The organism is Corynebacterium lizhenjunii, from assembly GCF_011038655.2.
Lineage (GTDB): Bacteria > Actinomycetota > Actinomycetes > Mycobacteriales > Mycobacteriaceae > Corynebacterium > Corynebacterium lizhenjunii.
On record NZ_CP064954.1, the window covers coordinates 2,474,721 to 2,494,325 of the forward strand.

Consider the following 19,605-nt stretch of genomic DNA (forward strand, 5'->3'; position numbering starts at 1 on the left):
GTGTTGGGTGTGTTTGTTTTGGTCTATTAGTACCAGTAGCCTTCACATCTTGCGATGCTTCCAGGTCTGGCCTATCAACCCCATCGTCTTTAGGGGACCTCAAATGAAACCTCATCTTAAAACAGGCTTCCCGCTTAGATGCTTTCAGCGGTTATCCCTTCCGTACGTAGCCAACCAGCGGTGCTCCTGGCGGAACAACTGGCACACTAGAGGTACGTCCGTCCCGGTCCTCTCGTACTAGGGACAGCCTTCTTCAAGTTTCAACGCGCGCGGCGGATAGAGACCGAACTGTCTCACGACGTTCTGAACCCAGCTCGCGTGCCGCTTTAATGGGCGAACAGCCCAACCCTTGGGACCTACTCCAGCCCCAGGATGCGACGAGCCGACATCGAGGTGCCAAACCATCCCGTCGATATGAACTCTTGGGGAAGATCAGCCTGTTATCCCCGGGGTACCTTTTATCCGTTGAGCGACACCACATCCACAAGTAGGTGCCGGATCACTAGTCCCGACTTTCGTCCCTGCTCGAGCTGTCACTCTCACAGTCAAGCTCCCTTGTGCACTTACACTCACCACCTGATTGCCAACCAGGCTGAGGGAACCTTTGGGCGCCTCCGTTACATTTTGGGAGGCAACCGCCCCAGTTAAACTACCCACCAGGCACTGTCCCCAACCCAGATCATGGGCCAAGGTTAAGGTGCTCAATCCGATCAGAGTGGTATTTCAACAACGACTCCACCACCACTAGCGTGATAGCTTCACAGTCTCCCACCTATCCTACACAAACCGAACCAAACACCAATACCAAGCTATAGTGAAGGTCCCGGGGTCTTTTCGTCCTGCCGCGCGTAACGAGCATCTTTACTCGTAGTGCAATTTCACCGGGCCTGTGGTTGAGACAGCAGGGAAGTCGTTACGCCATTCGTGCAGGTCGGAACTTACCCGACAAGGAATTTCGCTACCTTAGGATGGTTATAGTTACCACCGCCGTTTACTGGGGCTTAAATTCTCAGCTTCGACACCACAAGGGTATCTAACCGGTCCTCTTAACCTTCCAGCACCGGGCAGGCGTCAGTCCATATACATCAACTTCACGTCTTCGCATGGACCTGTGTTTTTGATAAACAGTCGCTTCCCTCTATTCTCTGCGACCACACCACGCTTAACACCGCAAAGGGTGCTCACACGGTGCGGTCCCCCTTCTCCCGAAGTTACGGGGGCATTTTGCCGAGTTCCTTAACCACAGTTCACCCGAACGCCTTAGTATTTTCAACCTGACTACCTGTGTCGGTTTAGGGTACGGGCCATACATCCACATCGCTAGAGGCTTTTCTCGACAGCACGGGATCACCAACTTCACCCCATATGGGCTACGCATCACGTCTTACCAACAAACGGTGGTACGGATTTACCTACACCACCCGGCTACACGCTTACACCAACAATCCACTAAGCGGCATGGCTACCCCACTGTGTCACCCCATCGCTTGAACCACACATCAGGCCCCACGACGCACACACCCAACCCGGCCAAAGACCAGAAAGCGCGTTTGTGGTGGTTAGTATCAGTGCTTTATCATGGGCGCGGAAATACGGGTACCAGAATATCAACTGGTTGTCCATCGACTACGCCTGTCGGCCTCGCCTTAGGTCCCGACTCACCCTGGGAAGACGAACTTGACCCAGGAACCCTTAGTCATCCGGCGGGAAGGATTCTCACCTTCCAATTCGTTACTCATGCCTGCATTCTCACTCGCACACACTCCACGCCGCCTTACGGTAACGCTTCACCACGTGCACGACGCTCCCCTACCCAACACACACCACAAGGTGTGTCTTGCCGCGGCTTCGGCGGTGTGCTTGAGCCCCACTACATTGTCGGCGCGAAACCACTCGACCAGTGAGCTATTACGCACTCTTTCAAGGATGGCTGCTTCTAAGCCAACCTCCTGGCTGTCTTCGCGATCCCACATCCTTTTCCACTTAGCACACCCTTAGGGGCCTTAACCGGCGATCTGGGCTGTTTCCCTCTCGACTATGAAGCTTATCCCCCACAGTCTCACTGCCGTACACCACATTGCTGGCATTCGGAGTTTGGCTGACATTGCTAAGATTGTAGTCCCGCTCAACCAACCAGTAGCTCTACCTCCAACAAGCTAATACGACGCTGCACCTAAATGCATTTCGGGGAGAACCAGCTATCACGGAGTTTGATTGGCCTTTCACCCCTACCCACAGCTCATCCCCGCAGTTTTCAACCTACGTGGGTTCGCGCCTCCACAACCTCTTACAGCTGCTTCACACTGGCCATGGGTAGATCACCCCGCTTCGGGTCCAGGACATGCCACTAAACAAATCACCCTCATTAGGATTCGGTTTCCCTACGGCTACCCCACACGGGTTAACCTCGCGACATGCCGCTGACTCGCAGGCTCATTCTTCAAAAGGCACGCCATCACACACTTTCAGGTGCTCTGACGGATTGTAAGCACATGGTTTCAGGAACTATTTCACTCCCCTCCCGGGGTACTTTTCACCATTCCCTCACGGTACTATCCACTATCGGTCACACTGAGTATTTAGGCTTACCGGGTGGTCCCGGCAGATTCACAGCAGATTCCACGAGCCCGCTGCTACTCGGGGACACCAACAACCAACCACACACATCTTCAGCTACAGGACTCTCACCTTCTCCGGTAGGCCATCCCAGACCACTTCACCTAACAACATGCGCATTGGCACGACAGTGGTAGCTGCCGCACATCAGGCCCCACAACACCGCACACACAACCCCTACCAAGTATCACATGCACACGGTTTAGCCTCATCCACGTTCGTTCGCCACTACTAGCAGAATCATTATTATTTTCTCTTCCTACGGGTACTAAGATGTTTCACTTCCCCGCGTTGCCCCCACAACAGCTATGAATTCACTGAAGGGTCACTACCCATAACGGCAGCCAGGTTTCCCCATTCGGACATCCTCGGATCAACGCTTAATTGACAACTCCCCGAGGCTTAACGCAGCCTTACACGTCCTTCATCGGCTCAGCATGCCAAGGCATCCACCATGCGCCCTTAATAACGAACACACAAACCACGTACCCAGGCCAAGCCCGGCTACGAGGCGTGAACTACACAAAACACAAAAAGAACAAAGAAATCACACACGCAACAACACCACCCACAAAAAAGGGCAGCACTGTCACGGATGCTCGCGTCCACTATACAGTTCTCACACAACACCCCACACCACCACGCAACACCACCACACGGTGGCACCACGCAACCAGCATGGGTTATGAGCAACACAATGATGCCCCAGACACCCAACAATGCACCAACATACCCACAAACACATTCTTGCTTGTCAAAACCTGCTGCGACGACCACCACAACAAAAAAGTGTCATCAACTGGTGTGTCTCCACTCCGATTAAAAACGTTGGCAGCATGACACTCGCACACTCAACCAACCGTCGCGCCCCGACGGAGCGCGACATACAAATGATGTGGGGTGTAACTACACCCCAACACTAAAAGCTCCTTAGAAAGGAGGTGATCCAGCCGCACCTTCCGGTACGGCTACCTTGTTACGACTTCGTCCCAATCGCCGATCCCACCTTCGACAGCTCCCTAACGAGTTTGAGCCACTGGCTTCGGGTGTTACCAACTTTCATGACGTGACGGGCGGTGTGTACAAGGCCCGGGAACGTATTCACCGCAGCATTGCTGATCTGCGATTACTAGCGACTCCAACTTCATGGGGTCGAGTTGCAGACCCCAATCCGAACTAAGACCAGCTTTAAGCGATTAGCTCCACCTCACAGTATCGCAACGCATTGTACCGGCCATTGTAGCACGTGTGAAGCCCTGGACATAAGGGGCATGATGATTTGACGTCATCCCCACCTTCCTCCGAGTTAACCCCGGCAGTCTCTCATGAGTCCCCACCACAACGTGCTGGCAACATAAGACAAGGGTTGCGCTCGTTGCGGGACTTAACCCAACATCTCACGACACGAGCTGACGACAACCATGCACCACCTGTATACAGACCACAAGGGAAAACACATCTCTGTGCCGATCCTGCATATGTCAAGCCCAGGTAAGGTTCTTCGCGTTGCATCGAATTAATCCACATGCTCCGCCGCTTGTGCGGGCCCCCGTCAATTCCTTTGAGTTTTAGCCTTGCGGCCGTACTCCCCAGGCGGGGCGCTTAATGCGTTAGCTACGGCACGAGAAACGTGGAAGTCCCTCACACCTAGCGCCCACCGTTTACGGCATGGACTACCAGGGTATCTAATCCTGTTCGCTACCCATGCTTTCGCTCCTCAGCGTCAGTTACTGCCCAGAGACCTGCCTTCGCCATCGGTGTTCCTCCTGATATCTGCGCATTTCACCGCTACACCAGGAATTCCAGTCTCCCCTACAGCACTCAAGTCAGCCCGTATCGCCTGCACGCCCGGAGTTAAGCCCCGGAATTTCACAGACGACGCGACAAACCACCTACGAGCTCTTTACGCCCAGTAATTCCGGACAACGCTCGCACCCTACGTATTACCGCGGCTGCTGGCACGTAGTTAGCCGGTGCTTCTTATACAGGTACCGTCACATACGCTTCGTCCCTGTCGAAAGGAGTTTACAACCCGAAGGCCGTCATCCCCCACGCGGCGTCGCTGCATCAGGCTTCCGCCCATTGTGCAATATTCCCCACTGCTGCCTCCCGTAGGAGTCTGGGCCGTATCTCAGTCCCAATGTGGCCGTACACCCTCTCAGGCCGGCTACCCGTCGACGCCTTGGTAGGCCATTACCCCACCAACAAGCTGATAGGCCGCGAGCTCATCCCTAACCGAAAAAACTTTCCACCACACACACTAAAGCATGGTCCTATCCGGTATTAGACCCAGTTTCCCAAGCTTATCCCGAAGTTAGGGGCAGATCACCCACGTGTTACTCACCCGTTCGCCACTCGAGTACCCCTTGCAAGCAAGAGGCCTTTCCGTTCGACTTGCATGTGTTAAGCACGCCGCCAGCGTTCGTCCTGAGCCAGGATCAAACTCTCCACAAAAAGGCACCAACACCCAAACAGGCGCCGGACCAGGGCGTGAAAAGCCCAAACCTAGACAAAAAAGACAAACCAAACCACCACCACAAACAGCAGCAGCGGACTGGCTAATCCAAAAAATTACTACATAAAGAAAAAATCACCCGAACCACCCAACAACCGACGAGGAAGCCCAGACGGTCCGGTTACCACCATGACAACAAACGCCACCACAGCAAAAATGCGACTCTTAAACAGTATGCACCAAACCAAAAATTATCAGTTCTATTACAGTGACACCCCACATTCGGAACAGGGCACCACCCGGCACACACCAACCAACCACACCCACCAAACAGGCGCAGCCAGCACAACACACTTCCACCACAATGACCGCCACAGCAGACAAACAAAAATAAAAGTACATTGGCACACTATTGAGTTCTCAAACAACATCCCCACCCACATCCACACACCAGAAACACTCTAGCAAGCTTCAAAGGAGGAACATCAGCAACTGTTTTCTTACCGCCTCACCGCAATCAACCAGACCCAACAAAAAGCGGGCTGTAAGCGGGGCGCTGTCGGTCGCGCTGACTTGAACTAATCTACACACACCCCACCACCAACACAAATCCCCAGCCCACACCCCATATCCACCCCACACCAACCACCACCCAAACAACCCCAACCACCAACAAACCCCCAACCCACAGCGGCATCGGCAAGCAACTGCAAAATTGGGGGGTCGAAGGAATGGAACAACTAGCTGAGGCCGAACCAGTCCGCAAAGGTCGGAGCGCTGGTGTCATAAGTCCGCGCCAAGAACAACGTGGTGGGCACCCAGGCGACCACAGCGACCAAGGCAATACCCAAGCCCACCAGCTGGCTGCCATCCCAGATTTGCGTGTAGTAGAACGCCGCCGCACCGACCGCCAGGAAGAAAACTCCGAGCAGCCAACTCCACCGCAGGGATGCCGGCTGCAAGCCCAGGGTAGTCAGCAAGGTTGGCAGCATGAGCACAATGACGGTCAGGCCCATGGGCCATGCGCCCGTCCACAGGGCAACCGCTGCAAGCACAACGAACCCACAGGCCATGCCCAATAAGTGGATACCTACCACCGCTGTAGTCCACTCGCGGCGCGTTCCACCGAAATGGACGTAATCGCGCAAGGTATCTGAGTCGTTGCCCAGCAGCGCGTACTGAGTAAATAACACACCGAAGAAAATGATTTTGAGTATTCCGTCAGCTATTGCGAAGTGCTGCAGCAATTCCGCGACGCCCAACGCCACCAGGACCACTGCCCACAGGACGGGCAGGCGCCACCACAGAGGCCGCACCACCAGTTGTACTAGCGGCGTTGCAGGAAGGCGGCCGAAAGAGTCGCGCCCATCGCTGTGAGCAATTAGTTCTGCCTGTCGCTCCTCATCCGTGTCCCGCGACGCATCTCGCTCGGGGTCCCTGGGCGGGCGGATGACTATCCACATTAAGGCTGCGAGAGCCGGAAGCACCAGCAAAGGTCTGCCAGCTATAAACAATCCCACCGCTCCACTGGCAAAAGTCAGCACGGCCAGAATTACCTTGTAGAGGTGTTCTTGCCTGCGCGTAATCCCCAACGCCACGATGGCTTTGCTATTTAGCTTGGGCATGGTCACCATGATCAGCAGTACCACGGCAAACAGCCACTGCCACAGCGGCGCGGCATCGGCAGTACCTATGCCCCACAGCAGGCCAAAGAAGGGCAACACCACCAAGCTATATTTGTCCACTACCCCGAACCAGAGGCGCACTTCGCGCCGCGCCGGACTCATGCGGGTACTCATTAGCGCTCACCTGCCCCGGTGGTTGCCAACGCGGTGACTGCTTGTTCCAGGCTGACTTCCTGGGCGCGCAAGCGCAGATGCGCGGCAGCTTCAAAGACCTCGTCCACGCGGTGCCCGCGGGCATCGATGAGGACTTTATCCCCGACGGGGGAACTTTCCCGGCCCAAGATGGGCAGTCGCAGCTGCTCTATCGCCTGGTCCACTAGCCCCGCCGGGCCACTGAGGGACACCACGGCCTCCAGGATGTCGCCAACCTGGCCTGCCAAGGGGGCATCGGCAAGCAAAAGCACTGTGTTCAGGTGACCTGCCAGCTCGTTGAGGTGGTGGGTGGAGATAATAATGGTGCGGCCGTGCTCCTGGGCCAGAACCTCGAAGAAGACCTCCCGTTTGGCGACATCGAGGCCCAGGTAGGGCTCGTCAAGCAGCATCAACTCGCAGCCGGAAGCGCACGCCATAATGATGCCCATGGCGGATTTCTGCCCACGGGAAAGACCTGAATAGTTCTTCTTGGGTAACTCGAAGCGCTCGATGAGTTCCTCGGCACGGTCCTGGTTCCAGGTCTCCCAGCGCGCCCGGCCCAGCTTGCACAGGGTAGCTACGTTCCAGCCATCCGGTAGCGGGTTATCAATGCCCATCAAAATGGTCCGGTCCAGTACATAGCGCAGGTCAAACGGCGCGTGACCAAATACCTGCAGGCCACGGGCATTGCGCTGCCCGGCAATCATTCGCAACAGCGTAGTCTTACCCACACCGTTGGCCCCTACCAGGCCGTGGGTAAGCCCGCGCTCCAGGGAAAAGTTTAGGGGCGGGGTGTTGCGCATTTCCAGCTCGTGCGCGGTGACGATGTGGTTGCTCATTGATCAATCTCAGCTTTCTTACGTAGTTTGTCGGTGAATTTTTCAGACGAAGACTTTCGGCGCGGACTCACGAATACAGCCCTCGGCTTTCTGCCACGCGATGCACCAGCTCCTGGAGTTGCTGCCGGGTATAACCCAGGCGGGCGGCCTCATCCACTAGCGGCGCGACGTATTCCGCCGCAAATTGGCTGCGGCGCCGGGTGCGAATGACTTCGGTAGCTCCTGCAGCAACGAACATGCCGATGCCGCGACGCTTTTCCAGGATTCCTGTGTCTGCGAGCAAGGCGATTCCCTTTCTGGCGGTTGCCGGGTTGATGTTGTGGAAAGCTGCGAGCTCATTAGTCGAGGGCGCCTGGGTGCCCTCAGGGAGGGTGCCGTCCACAATGGAGTCCTCAACCAGGGCGGCGATTTGCCGGAACAGTGGTTGGGTGGAGTTGTCCATGATGGCCTTTGCGGTTTAGTTGGTTGGTTACTTCAGTAACTAACCGTAGAACATTCCTGGGAGTTTGTCCACTCTTATCGCAGTTTTGGCAGTTTTCGGGCACACTAGGAGGCACCAGTTAATTAGAAATGCATTAGGGATTAGGCAATGTTAGAGAGAACACTCGTTTTCGTCGATACTTCGTATCTGTTAGCCAGTTTTTATAACGCCTGGGAGACCGGGGCGCGCGCGCAGCTAGAGATCGACTTGCCCGAGGTAGTCAACACCATGGGCGCTATGATTGAAAACCAGCTTGGCCAGAAGATTCAGCGCCAGTACTGGTACGACGGCATTCCGGAAAATGGCCCGCACCGTTATCAGCGCGCCTTGCGCACCTGCGATGGCGTGCAACTGCGCACCGGCCAGCTCATCGAGTGGGGCGATCGCCGCACGCAGAAGGGAGTGGACACCCGCCTGGTGGCAGACATGATCGTCTCCGCCATGAAACAGCAGGTCACCGACTTTGTGCTGGTCTCCGGGGATGCAGACATGATCCCCGGCGTGGAGGAGGCCGTGCTCGCTGGCATTCGCGTTCACCTCTATGGCTTCGGCTGGGATTCCATGTCCTCCAACCTGCGCCACGCGTGCGATAGCACCACCATTCTGGACCCGCGTGAGGACTTCGCCGATGCCATGGAGATCCAGGTCCTCGAGGGCCCGCTACCGCCGGTTATTCGCGAGCAACGCCCCGACAAGGAAGACCCTGCCGCAGCAGCACCTGACCAGGACACCGCAGCCGTTGGGTACGCCGAGCCCGCAGAGGCCGAGGCGGCTTTCGCTTCCGCCCCGCGCACGGCGCCCGCTTCCCCTACCGCTGCTCCTATCCAGTCTGCCGATGCCGCCTCTACCGACACCATCGCCGCCGATGCCGCCGCGGCAGCCCCCACCCAGCTTGCCGATGCCCCCGCTAGCGCCGACTCTGCAGTAGCCACTGCTCAGGACTCGCCGGATGACACCACCCCGGGCTCTGCGCCCGATACCAGGACAGTCTCTCCGGCAGAGTCGCGCGCGCAGACCCGCGCAGACTCCACCGAAGCCCCGGAGAGCGCCACGGACAAACCGCGCACTGCCGGCCCTTCCGGCCCGCCCAAGCCGTCGATGATGGCGCCGCGTCGCAAGCTGCGCTCGCGCTACGTCCCGCTGCCGGAAGAAGTGTGGACCTCCGCGGGCTTCCAGACCCCCTTCGACGTGGGACGCCAGTACGCCAGCTGGTGGTATGAAAATGCGGCAACCACGCAGCAGCGCGACCAAGCGCACCTACTCTCTGGCGGTGGACTGCCACCGGAGGTGGACCGTCCCCTACTGCAGTTTGCGTGCGAAACCTTGCATGAATACACCCTGACGGAAACCCAGCGCGTCAATCTCCGCGATGGATTCCACTCGGGCATTCGCGGCGTACTACTTAACCTCCGCGACTAGCGGGCGTCTTCGCCAGATTCGAGCTCTTTCTTACGCTCCATCTGGGCGCGGATTTCCGCCAGGCGGGAATTGGCCTTGATCTCGGTCTCCGCCTGGACAAAGTCCTGAATGTGGGTGCCCTCCATCAGTTCCTGGTGGCCAAGGGCGTCCGCATAGCGTTTCTCAATCTTGGCGCGCACCGCATCCAGGGTAGGCACGGAGTCCTCCGGATTGAGGTCATTGAGGGAATCCATTGCTTTGGCATTACTCTCCTGCATGGCGGCCTGGTCTGCCTGCGCCATGAGCTGGTCCACCTGCGCTAGCTGCTCCTGCAACCGGGCTTCGGACTCTTTTTGCTTAGCGGCGGCCTGCTCGGCTGCAGAGGTGGCGGCCTGGTGCTGAACCTTCAGCTCCTCCAGCTCTTGTTCCGCAGCCACTAGCTGCGCTGCTACAACCTCCGCAGCTTGGGTATATTCCTGCGCTTTAGTGCTATCGCCCGCCGCAGAAGCCTCGTCTGCAAGTTGGAGCGCCTGTTGGGTTTGCCGCTGGTATTTCTCCGCAGCCTCAATTTGTCGGTTGAGCTGCATTTCCAGCCGGGACTTATTGCCAATAATCTCCGCAGCGTGCTCCGTTATTTCCTGGTGCTGCTTCTTGGCGGCGGCGACAGCCTGCTGGATTTGAACTTTGGGGTCGGCGTTATCGTCAATCTTCTGGTCAAACGACGCCATCAGATACTTCCAGCCCTTGCTCACCGGGTTAGCCATGGATGAAATACTCCTTCGTGGTGGTATAGAAAAATGCGCTGTCCCACCAGTCTACGTGGGACAGCGCATCTTAGCCGGGGCCAGCTTTTAAGCCAGCACCCTCAAGTCCGCTTAGCTTTCAGCGCCAGTTTTCAACGCTAGTTTTCAGCGCTAGTTTTCAGCGCCCTGCTGCGCTGCTACTTGGGCGCGCACCTCGTCCATATCGAGGTCCTTGACCTGAGTAATCAGATCCTCTAGAGCTGCGGGCGGTAGCGCACCGGCTTGGCGGAAGACCAACACTCCATCCCGGAAGGCCATCAGGGTGGGGATGGACTGGATTTGCAAGGCACCCGCCAGCCCCTGATTGGCTTCGGTGTCCAGCTTGGCAAAGGTGACGTCCTCATGCTTGTCCGATGCCCCCTCAAAGACCGGCGCAAAGCGCTTGCAGGGTCCGCACCAGTCAGCCCAGGCGTCTACCAGCACAATGCCGTCCGCACTGACGGTAGTTTCAAAATCCTTCTCAGTGACGTCGATGGTTGCCATAGAGTTCTAACTCCTTAATTCATAGTGCAATGTCCAGTGCCACGAAGTCCGCAAAAGCTCAACGCGACCTATCATTATCCCCGTTTTGCCGGGGTTGTTCCTATCAACCGTACCTGGTTGGGGTTTATTCCGCAGCCGTACCAACGCTGTACCAACAAGGCAAGATCTGCGCCAACTGGGCAAGCTCTAGCCTCAACCTGCCTCAGCCCAACCCGACTCTGCCTCAGCCCGCCCCAGTCCAACCCAACTACCCCCTTGCGCCATACCCGGCAGGGGTATATTCTTGGGCGGTAGTACATCCCAGCTATGTAAGGAGTTTTCATGGTCCAGACCTACACCGTCACCGGCATGACGTGCGGCCACTGCGAGCTTTCCGTCCAAGAGGAAATCGCAGAGATCCCCGGCGTCACCAGCGTAAATGCTGACCACACCACCGGCTCCGTCCAGGTGGAAGGCGAAGGTTTTAGTAACGCCCAGATCGCCGCAGCCATTAAAGAGGCCGGCTACCAGCTGGCCTAAATCCGCCCGCACCCGCCTCAACCCCTCCCAGGCCCCGCAGCCCTCCCCCTTAGCCGCCCACCTTCACCCAGAGTCCAAGCCAATGCCACAGCAAACTCTTGACCACATTGACCTCGGCGTCACCGGCATGACGTGCACCTCGTGCTCCTCACGCGTGGAGCGCAAGCTAAACAAGCTCGAAGGGGTGCACGCCACGGTCAACTTCGCCACCGAGTCCGCCGCCATCGACTTCAACCCGCAGCACATTGACGTGGCAATGCTCATCAGCACGGTCCAGAATGCCGGATATGATGCCTTTCCCCACACGCCCGGCGCGCCCCACGGCCCCCAGCCGGCCCCGGGTGCACAAAACGCCGTGCAGCCCGGGACCGAACCCACCGCACAAAACTCCGTGGAGCCGGGGGATGGGGCGGCATCGGCAAGCCACGGGGCATCGGCAGAACCGGCGCAGGACGCCGCGCGCAAGCAGGAAGCGGACCTGCTGCGGCGCACCCTATTCAGTGCGGCCCTATCGCTGCCGCTAATGGTGGTCTCCATGGTGCCGGCCTGGCAGTTCCTCTATTGGCAATGGGTCGCGTTGGCGCTGGCCACTGTGGTCTACGTCTTCGGCGGGGCGCCGTTCCACAAGGCGACCTGGGCCAACCTGCGCCACGGCGCGTTCACCATGGACACGCTAATTTCGCTGGGCACCACTGCGGCGTATTTCTGGTCGCTGTACGCGCTTGTCTTCGGTAACGCCGGCCAGCCCGGAATGAAGATGCACATGACCTTCGCCGCCAACCATGCGCACATGGACCATATCTATCTGGAGTCCGTGGGCATGGTGATAACCTTTCTGCTGCTCGGGCGCTGGCTAGAGTTGCGCGCGAAGGGTAAATCCTCCGCTGCGCTGCGAACTCTGCTCAACATGGGCGCCAAGGACGTGGCGGTGTTGCGTCACGGCGCGCAGGTGCGCATCCCCATCGAGCAGCTGCGCGTGGGCGAGACCTTTGTGGTGCGCCCCGGCGAAAAGATAGCCACGGACGGCCAAGTACGCGCGGGGTACTCCGCAGTGGACGAGTCCATGCTCACCGGGGAGCCCCTGCCCGTGGAGGTGGGCCCTGGAGATACCGTCACGGGCGCCACCCTCAACACGTCCGGGCTCCTGGAGGTCACCGCCACCCGCGTCGGCCGGGATACCGTCCTCGCCCACATGGCGCAGCTGGTCACCGATGCGCAGGCCTCCAAGGCACCAGTGCAGCGTCTGGTGGACCGCATTGCGCAGGTCTTTGTCCCGGTGGTCATTGGCATTTCGCTGCTGACACTGATGGTGCATTGGCTTGCCGATGCCCCTGCCCCCGCCTTCGTGGCCGCCGTCGCCGTCCTAATTATCGCCTGCCCCTGCGCCCTGGGGTTGGCTACCCCCACCGCCATTTTGGTGGGCACCGGCCGCGGCGCCCAGCTGGGCATTCTAATCAAGGGCCCGGAAGTGCTGGAGTCCACCCGCAAGGTGGATACGGTGGTGCTCGATAAGACGGGCACCATTACTGAAGGCAAGATGACGGTCAGCGCCGTTACCCCGGCCTCGCGGACGAAGTACTCCCGTGATGAGCTGCTGCGCTTTGCCGCGGCAGCCGAGGCCGGATCTGAGCATCCAATTGCCCAGGCGATTGTGGGGGCCCATGCGCAGGCAGGGGTGCAACCCGGCGTGCGTGCGGATGCACATGCGGGCGGGCCGGCAGACGCACAGGCGGGCGGGCAATCCGACGAGCCCGCGGGACCGCCGGTGCTAGAGCCAGCTAGCGAATTTCGCGCCATTCCCGGGCAGGGCGTGCGCGCCACCGTGAGCGGCCACGAAGTAGCCGTTGGGCGCAGCGCCGCGCCCTATTCCGGCACGGGAACGTTGGTGGCGGTGAGCATTGACGGCACAGAAGCCGGAACCATAGAGGTCCGGGACACAGTAAAGGAGAGTTCGGCAGGGGGCATCGGCCAGCTCCGCAGCCTGGGCCTGACCCCGCACCTGCTTACTGGAGACGCCGAGGCCGCCGCGGCGCACGTGGCACAGGAAGTGGGCATTGAGCACGTCACGGCCGGGGTCATGCCGGAGGACAAGGTAGCCTTCGTGCGCCAGCTGCAGTCCGAAGGCAAAGTGGTAGCCATGGTAGGCGATGGCGTCAATGACGCCGCCGCACTCGCGCAGGCCGACCTGGGTCTAGCGATGGGCGCGGGCACCGATGTGGCCATTGCGGCCTCGGACATCACGCTAATGACCAATGACCTCAATTCGGTGGCGGTGGCTATTCGGCTCTCGCGGCGAACACTGCGCACCATCAAAGGCAACCTGTTTTGGGCGTTCGCGTATAACGTCATCCTCATCCCCGTGGCGGCGCTTGGATGGCTAAACCCCCTATTTGCGGGTATGGCGATGGCGTTTAGTTCCGTATTTGTGGTGACAAACTCCCTGCGTCTGCGTAATTTTCAGCCAATTTCTGCAAAGTGACAAAAAATATGCGCGCAGGCTCTAGCATGAAAGGGCATGGCACAACTTGATCATCGTGTAGACACCCCGTTAACGCGCAATGAGCGCCTGGACAGACTTCCGGTCACCGCAAAGCACAAGAGGCTGCTGCTGGGGTCCGGGCTGGGCTGGGCGCTCGACGCCATGGACGTGGGGCTCATCTCTTTCATCATGGCCGCACTGGCCGTTCACTGGGGGATTACCCCCACGCAATCATCGTGGCTGGCCTCCGTGGGGTTCATGGGCATGGCTCTGGGCGCCACCTTCGGCGGGCTGCTGGCCGACAAATTTGGCCGGCGGCAGATTTTCGCCCTCACCTTGCTGGTCTACGGTCTAGCCACCGGGGCCTCGGCCCTAGCCACCGGGCTGGGGATGCTAATCGCGCTGCGCTTTGTCATCGGCCTAGGTCTGGGCGCGGAGCTTCCTGTTGCCTCCACCCTGATCTCGGAATTCGCCCCGGTGCGGGTGCGCGGCCGCATGGTGGTCATCTTGGAAGCCTTCTGGGCAGTGGGATGGATTCTGGCGGCGGTCGTCGGCACATTTGTGGTCAGCGCCTCCCCTGTGGGCTGGCGCTGGGCCCTGGCGTTGGGCATGGTGCCGGCGTTCTACGCGCTCTACGTCCGCCTGGGCTTGCCGGAGTCGGTGCGCTTCCTCGAATCCCGCGGGCAGCACGAAGAGGCTGAAGAAATTGTGGCCTCCTTCGAGGCAGAGGCCGGTGAGATCGACGGCCGTGCCGCTGCCCCTGTGTACCGCGAAGATGAAGTGACCTCCCGGCACATTTGGTCCCCCACTTTGCGCCGGCGCACCGCCGCTTTGTGGACCATTTGGTTCTGCGTGAATCTGAGTTACTACGGCGCGTTCATCTGGATCCCCTCCCTGCTGGTGGCGGACGGTTTTTCTTTGGTGAAGTCCTTTAGCTTCACGCTGATTATCACGCTGGCGCAGCTTCCGGGCTACGCTGCCGCGGCATGGCTCATTGAGGTGTGGGGCCGGCGCCCCACCCTGGCCGCGTTCCTGGTGGGCTCTGCGGTAGCCGCTGGTCTCTACGGAACGGCAGATAGCACGGCGATGATCCTCACCGCCGGTTGCTTGCTGTCCTTCTTCAACCTGGGCGCCTGGGGGGCGCTCTACGCCATCGGGCCAGAGCTCTACCCCACCCACCTGCGCGGTGCCGGAACCGGTGCTGCGGCCGGATTTGGGCGCTTGGCCTCCATACTGGCCCCGCTGCTGGTGCCCGTGGTGCTGGCGCACGCGGGTACCGAATGGCTGTTTGCCCTCTTCGCCGCGGCTTTCTTTATCGCGGCTGCAGCCACCCGCGCCCTGCCCGAGCAACGCGGCAAAGCGCTGCACTAGGCTAGTGGCGCGACGCTGCACTAGGGTAGATGCCCATGTCTCCTTCCAACCGTCGGCTCTTAGCCACCGCCACCGTCGCGTATATTGCGGTGGTGGTCGCGCTGACCACCTTGAAGTCCTTCTATCGCATCGGCTACCTCTGGGAGCCTGCGCGCCAGCGCGCCCGGGAGCTGCACCTGGTGCCACTAGATAGCCTAGGACAGGGCAGTTGGTTTGCACCGCTGTTTGACTACGGCGGGAACCTGGCCTTCTTCATCCCCGTGGGCGTGTTGTTCTTCATGTGGCGCGAGCGCATAGGGCCAGCCATCGCCTGGGCAGCAGCGCTAAGCCTGAGCATCGAGGTTTCCCAATACCTATTCAGCCTGGGCCGCAGCGATATAGATGATCTGCTCTTCAATACCCTGGGTGGGGCAATCGGGGCGGTCTTCGCCAAGTGGTGCGGGCCGCGGTTCTACCGGGTGTGGATGTGGTTGGCGGTCGCCTTGGGCGTGGTCTTTGCAGTCCTTGTCGCGCTGGGCCCGCGGCTGGGCAATCCGGAGCTGGTCAAAGACCTTGACGGTGCAAGCAGCCCTGCCAGCGCCACCACCCCAGCCGTCTGAATCAGCCGACTGAACCAGCACGGCAATAGACCAACCGCCAACGGCGCCCTAGCCGCGCGCCATGTTCACAAACCGCGAATAGTGCAGCTGGTGTGCCACGGCCACCGTATCGATGGGCCCGCCGCGGTGCTTGGCCAGGATCACATCGGCCTCACCAGCGCGCTCATTGTCCCGGTCCTGCGAGTCCGGGCGGTACAGCAGCATGACCATATCCGCGTCCTGCTCCAGCGAACCCGACTCGCGCAGGTCCGCAATCTGCGGCTTTTTGTCTGTACGCGACTCCGGGCCGCGGTTAAGCTGCGAAATTGCAATCAACGGCACCTCCAACTCCTTTGCCAGAAGCTTGAGGCTACGCGAAAACTCGGAGACCTCTTGTTGGCGCGACTCCACCTTCTTGCCGGAGCTCATCAGCTGCAGGTAGTCCAGCACAATCAAGTCCAGTCCCACCTGCTGCTTCAGCTTGCGCGCTTTAGTGCGAATTTCCATCATGGTCAGGTTCGGCGAATCATCGACGTAGAGCGGGGACTCTTGAATCCGCGTGATGGTCTCATCCAACTTGCGCCAATCTTCCGTCGACATCTTGCCAGAGCGCATGTCAGTCAGCTTGATCTCTGCCTCAGCAGACAGCAGGCGCATCATAATCTCAGAGGCAGACATCTCCAGGGAGAAAATCACCGAAGTCTTGCCGTGGTGCAACGAGCACGAGCGCACAAAGTCCATGGCCAACGTCGATTTACCCACACCCGGGCGCGCCGCAATAATGATCATCTGCCCGGCGTGCAGCCCGTTGGTCAGCGTATCCAGGTCCGTAAATCCAGTAGGCACACCCACCGCCATGCCGCCGCGGTCTTGCAGTTTGGCCAACTCGTCAATGGTGGGGTCAATCAAGTCCTCCAGCCGCTTATAGTCCTCGGTCTGGGTGCGTTTGGAGACTTTAAATACCGCTTGCTGCGCCCTGTCCAGCACGGACTCCACATCGGCGTCCTCGGTCGCTTCGTAGCCCAGCTGCACCACCTCAGTGCCGGCGTCGACCAGTTGGCGCAGCACGGACTTCTCCGCGACAATCTCCGCATAATACCGAGCGTTCGCAGTGGTGGGCACAAACTGCATCAGTGTGTGGATATACGGTGCTCCACCTGCGCGCTCAAGGCGGCCATGGCGGTCCAGGTAGTCGCCCAGCACCACCGGGTCAATGTCCTTGCCTGCGGAAAACAGGTCCATCGCCGCTTCAAAAATCAACGTATGCGCCGGATAATAAAAGTCCGTGGGGCGCAAAATTTCGGCCACCTCACCGGCAACCTTGGGGCTGAGCAAAATGGCCCCTAACACACCCTTCTCGGCCTCTTGATCCGCTGGCGGACGCCGGAACTCGTTGTAGCGGCCGTAGTCTTCCCGGCTTCCGGTATTGCGCCTGGCGCGGCCTGAAAACTCCTCTGCTGGCTCTGGCGGGAAGGACTCCTCCGGTTCCGGTGGCACGTAGCTGCCGTCATCAAAGCTGGGATTGGTCACTGTGCTTCACGTCCCCTCTCCTACATGCAACTTCGCCGCGCCGGCTCGCGCGGCTGTAGCTTATCACTCTAGCCCACCTTGCTTCCGTCTATTTCTTCCGCTCCCCATGCGTTCTTCTCCTTGCTTAGTGCTTGCCGATGCCCCCGTGCAATTCACCCCGACTGTGGACAACGGGTTCCTTTCCGGTGAGTTATCCACAGCCACCTGTAGAATCCGCAGCTTAGGCCCCCTCTGAGCGTGGATTGCTCCCCATCTGACTGTGGATAACTTCCTCACGCCCGTGACCAGGCACTATGGTTATCGCAGGTCAATGCTGGTTTTCGGCCCTGTGAAAAGAAACACCAAATCAGTGGATAACCCGCTCAGCAGGAGGTTTTGCGCCGCACATCCAAGTGACAAATTGTTCATTATGGGTCGCCCAGGGCTGCAGTTCTCCACAGATTTTCACAGTTATCCACAGGTCCCGCGCGGGCGGAGGGGCACACCGCGAGCGCACCCAAGAGACGCAGGCCAAAGGAGCAACCAAGAGGCGCAGCCCGAATGAGCGACCACGAGACGCTGCCCGGAGGAAACAACCACGTGGCGCAGCCGAAAAAGCCGCAAGGCCCAGCGCCATCCACCACCTCACATAGTGGTCAGCGCGGGCCTTACGGCGTGCTGTTGTCGTTGTGTTTCCCTGCCGTGGCGGTGAGCCTGTGGGCGGGAAACCGTCGTGCGACGCTTAGGCGGCGACGACCGAGAAGTTCACCTTGCCGAGCACATCAGCGTGCAGCTTCAGCTCGACCTGGTAGTTGCCGGTCTTCTTAACCAGGCCCTTGGGCAGCACCACAATGCGCTTGTCCAGGGTCGGGCCACCAGCAGCCTTGACGGCGGTGACAATGTCATCAGCGGTAACGGAACCGAAGAGCTTGCCGGACTCAGCAGTCTTGACAGCAACCTTGACGTCGCTGAGCTGCTCGAGCTGGTTGCGGATCTCGCGTGCGTGGTCCAGGTCGCGGATCTCGCGTGCCTGCTGGGCACGCTGGATGCCCTCGATCTGCTTCTGAGCGCCACGGGTAGCCACGATGGCCAGCCCGCGCGGAAGCAGGTAGTTACGTCCGTAGCCGTCCTTAACCTCAACAATTTCGCCTGCGGCGCCGAGGTTCTCAACGGCAGCGGTGAGGATCAGCTTCATGATCCCTGCCTTTCACTTGAGTTTTAAATCGATGAATTTTGCATGTAACAGCGGTTAGAACGGGGGTTCATCAGAAGCGCCGCCGAACCCGCCTGCTGGCGGTGCGGAGTTCCACGGGTCATTCGCCGGGGCCTGCTGTGCCTGCTGGTTGAAGTTCTGATTTCCACCAAAACCACCCTGCTGGGACTGCTGGCCGCCGCCATAATTGTTAGCACCTTGGTTGTTGCCACCCTGGGAAGCATTACCGCCGTAGTTGCCGTTGCCGCCCTCACGCGGGTTCCGGTTAACTTGTGCGGTGGCGTACCGCAGGGAGGGACCAACCTCGTCGACGTCAATTTCGTAGACGCTCCGGTTATCGCCCTCGCGGGTTTGGAAACTGCGCTGCTTCAGACGCCCGGTGACGATGATGCGCATTCCCTTTGTCAGGCTTTCCGCAACATTTTCTGCCAGGCTGCGCCAAGCGTTACAGGTGAGAAACATTGCCTCGCCGTCTTCCCACTGGTTCGTCTGCGAGTTGAAGCGACGCGGGGTAGAGGCGATACGGAAATTAGCGACAGCTGCTCCCGCAGGAGTGAAACGCAATTCCGGGTCGGCAACAATGTTGCCAACAACCGTGATGTTGGTGTCTCCCTGAGCCATGGTTTCTCCTTAAACGTTGGTTACTGATGTACCCAGTATCCGTTATTTGCTGTCGATGCGCAGAACCTTGGTGCGCAGAACCTTGTCGTTCAAGTTCAGACGACGGTCGAGCTCGAGCACAGATGCAGACTCGCACTCGAGGTTGACGACGACATAAATGCCTTCGTCCTTCTTGTTGATCGGGTACTCAAGACGACGCTTGCCCCAAATATCAACGTTTTCTACCTTGCCGTTATCCTCACGAATGACGGCGAGGAACTTGTCCAGGGACGGGGCAACGGTGCGTTCATCCTGGGTTGGATCCAAAATGATCATGACTTCGTAGTGACGCACGGACCTCATCACCTCCTATGGTCTAGTAATTGGTTTAGGCCATATCACCTTGGCGGATATGGCAGGAGGGTACGTTGCGTCAAGCAACCC

14 protein-coding genes and 2 rRNA genes are annotated in these 19,605 nt (G+C 59.1%); 5 read left to right on the forward strand and 11 right to left on the reverse strand.

The genetic code is table 11. The features are described 5' to 3' along the window. Nucleotides 1-7: 7 nt before the first annotated feature. From G7Y31_RS11270 to G7Y31_RS11290, 5 genes are all read right to left on the reverse strand, one after another. A 23S ribosomal RNA gene (locus G7Y31_RS11270) occupies nucleotides 8-3,092 on the reverse strand. 458 nt (nucleotides 3,093-3,550) lie between these two features. Further along, nucleotides 3,551-5,070 (reverse strand): 16S ribosomal RNA (locus G7Y31_RS11275). The 16S and 23S rRNA genes sit together here, the layout of an rRNA operon. A 741-nt stretch (nucleotides 5,071-5,811) precedes the next feature. Next, on the reverse strand, nucleotides 5,812-6,870 hold the full coding sequence (locus tag G7Y31_RS11280; protein ID WP_165009853.1) for a hypothetical protein: 1,059 nt from the start codon (nucleotides 6,868-6,870) through the stop codon (nucleotides 5,812-5,814). After that, nucleotides 6,870-7,727, reverse strand: coding sequence for an ATP-binding cassette domain-containing protein (locus G7Y31_RS11285; RefSeq protein WP_244977399.1), 858 nt, complete (start codon nucleotides 7,725-7,727; stop codon nucleotides 6,870-6,872). The genes G7Y31_RS11280 and G7Y31_RS11285 overlap by 1 nt, the downstream gene beginning before the upstream one ends. Before the next feature lie 67 nt (nucleotides 7,728-7,794). After that, nucleotides 7,795-8,169 (reverse strand): GntR family transcriptional regulator, encoded by a 375-nt coding sequence (locus G7Y31_RS11290; RefSeq protein WP_165009855.1) that lies wholly within the window; start codon nucleotides 8,167-8,169, stop codon nucleotides 7,795-7,797. 147 nt (nucleotides 8,170-8,316) lie between these two features. On the opposite strand from G7Y31_RS11290, the gene G7Y31_RS11295 reads away from it, so the two are divergent. Beyond that, nucleotides 8,317-9,627, forward strand: coding sequence for an NYN domain-containing protein (locus tag G7Y31_RS11295; RefSeq protein ID WP_165009857.1), 1,311 nt, complete (start codon nucleotides 8,317-8,319; stop codon nucleotides 9,625-9,627). Here the strand turns inward: G7Y31_RS11295 and G7Y31_RS11300 are convergent. After that, a complete protein-coding gene (locus tag G7Y31_RS11300) occupies nucleotides 9,624-10,370 on the reverse strand; it encodes a PspA/IM30 family protein (protein WP_165009859.1) in 747 nt (248 codons plus the stop codon). The genes G7Y31_RS11295 and G7Y31_RS11300 overlap by 4 nt on opposite strands. Before the next feature lie 150 nt (nucleotides 10,371-10,520). Continuing rightward, nucleotides 10,521-10,892 carry a thioredoxin gene (gene trxA / locus G7Y31_RS11305; protein ID WP_165009861.1) on the reverse strand — a complete coding sequence of 124 codons (372 nt, stop codon included), beginning with the start codon at nucleotides 10,890-10,892 and terminating at the stop codon, nucleotides 10,521-10,523. A gap of 321 nt (nucleotides 10,893-11,213) precedes the next feature. Between trxA and G7Y31_RS11310 the strand changes: the two genes are divergently transcribed. The 4 genes from G7Y31_RS11310 (at nucleotide 11,214) to G7Y31_RS11325 (ending at nucleotide 15,860) form a co-directional block, all read left to right on the forward strand. Beyond that, complete coding sequence (locus G7Y31_RS11310) at nucleotides 11,214-11,411, forward strand: heavy-metal-associated domain-containing protein (RefSeq protein WP_165009863.1); 198 nt, start codon at nucleotides 11,214-11,216, stop codon at nucleotides 11,409-11,411. Nucleotides 11,412-11,493: 82 nt separating this feature from the next. Continuing rightward, entirely contained in the window at nucleotides 11,494-13,890 is a 2,397-nt protein-coding gene (locus G7Y31_RS11315) for a heavy metal translocating P-type ATPase (protein ID WP_165009865.1), read from the forward strand. A 36-nt stretch (nucleotides 13,891-13,926) separates the two neighbouring features. Beyond that, nucleotides 13,927-15,261, forward strand: a complete 1,335-nt coding sequence (locus tag G7Y31_RS11320; RefSeq protein ID WP_165009867.1) for an MFS transporter — start codon at nucleotides 13,927-13,929, stop codon at nucleotides 15,259-15,261. A gap of 35 nt (nucleotides 15,262-15,296) precedes the next feature. After that, nucleotides 15,297-15,860 carry a VanZ family protein gene (locus G7Y31_RS11325; RefSeq protein ID WP_165009869.1) on the forward strand — a complete coding sequence of 188 codons (564 nt, stop codon included), beginning with the start codon at nucleotides 15,297-15,299 and terminating at the stop codon, nucleotides 15,858-15,860. Between the two features lie 48 nt (nucleotides 15,861-15,908). On the opposite strand, the gene dnaB is transcribed toward G7Y31_RS11325, so the two are convergent. From dnaB to rpsF, 4 genes are all read right to left on the reverse strand, one after another. Then, on the reverse strand, nucleotides 15,909-17,369 hold the full coding sequence (gene dnaB, locus G7Y31_RS11330; RefSeq protein ID WP_165009871.1) for a replicative DNA helicase: 1,461 nt from the start codon (nucleotides 17,367-17,369) through the stop codon (nucleotides 15,909-15,911). A 721-nt stretch (nucleotides 17,370-18,090) separates the two neighbouring features. After that, entirely contained in the window at nucleotides 18,091-18,543 is a 453-nt protein-coding gene (gene rplI / locus G7Y31_RS11335; protein WP_165009873.1) for a 50S ribosomal protein L9, read from the reverse strand. A 54-nt stretch (nucleotides 18,544-18,597) separates the two neighbouring features. Further along, nucleotides 18,598-19,182, reverse strand: coding sequence for a single-stranded DNA-binding protein (locus G7Y31_RS11340; protein WP_165009875.1), 585 nt, complete (start codon nucleotides 19,180-19,182; stop codon nucleotides 18,598-18,600). 42 nt (nucleotides 19,183-19,224) lie between these two features. Then, on the reverse strand, nucleotides 19,225-19,515 hold the full coding sequence (gene rpsF / locus G7Y31_RS11345; RefSeq protein WP_196823668.1) for a 30S ribosomal protein S6: 291 nt from the start codon (nucleotides 19,513-19,515) through the stop codon (nucleotides 19,225-19,227). Between the last annotated feature and the right edge of the window lie 90 nt (nucleotides 19,516-19,605).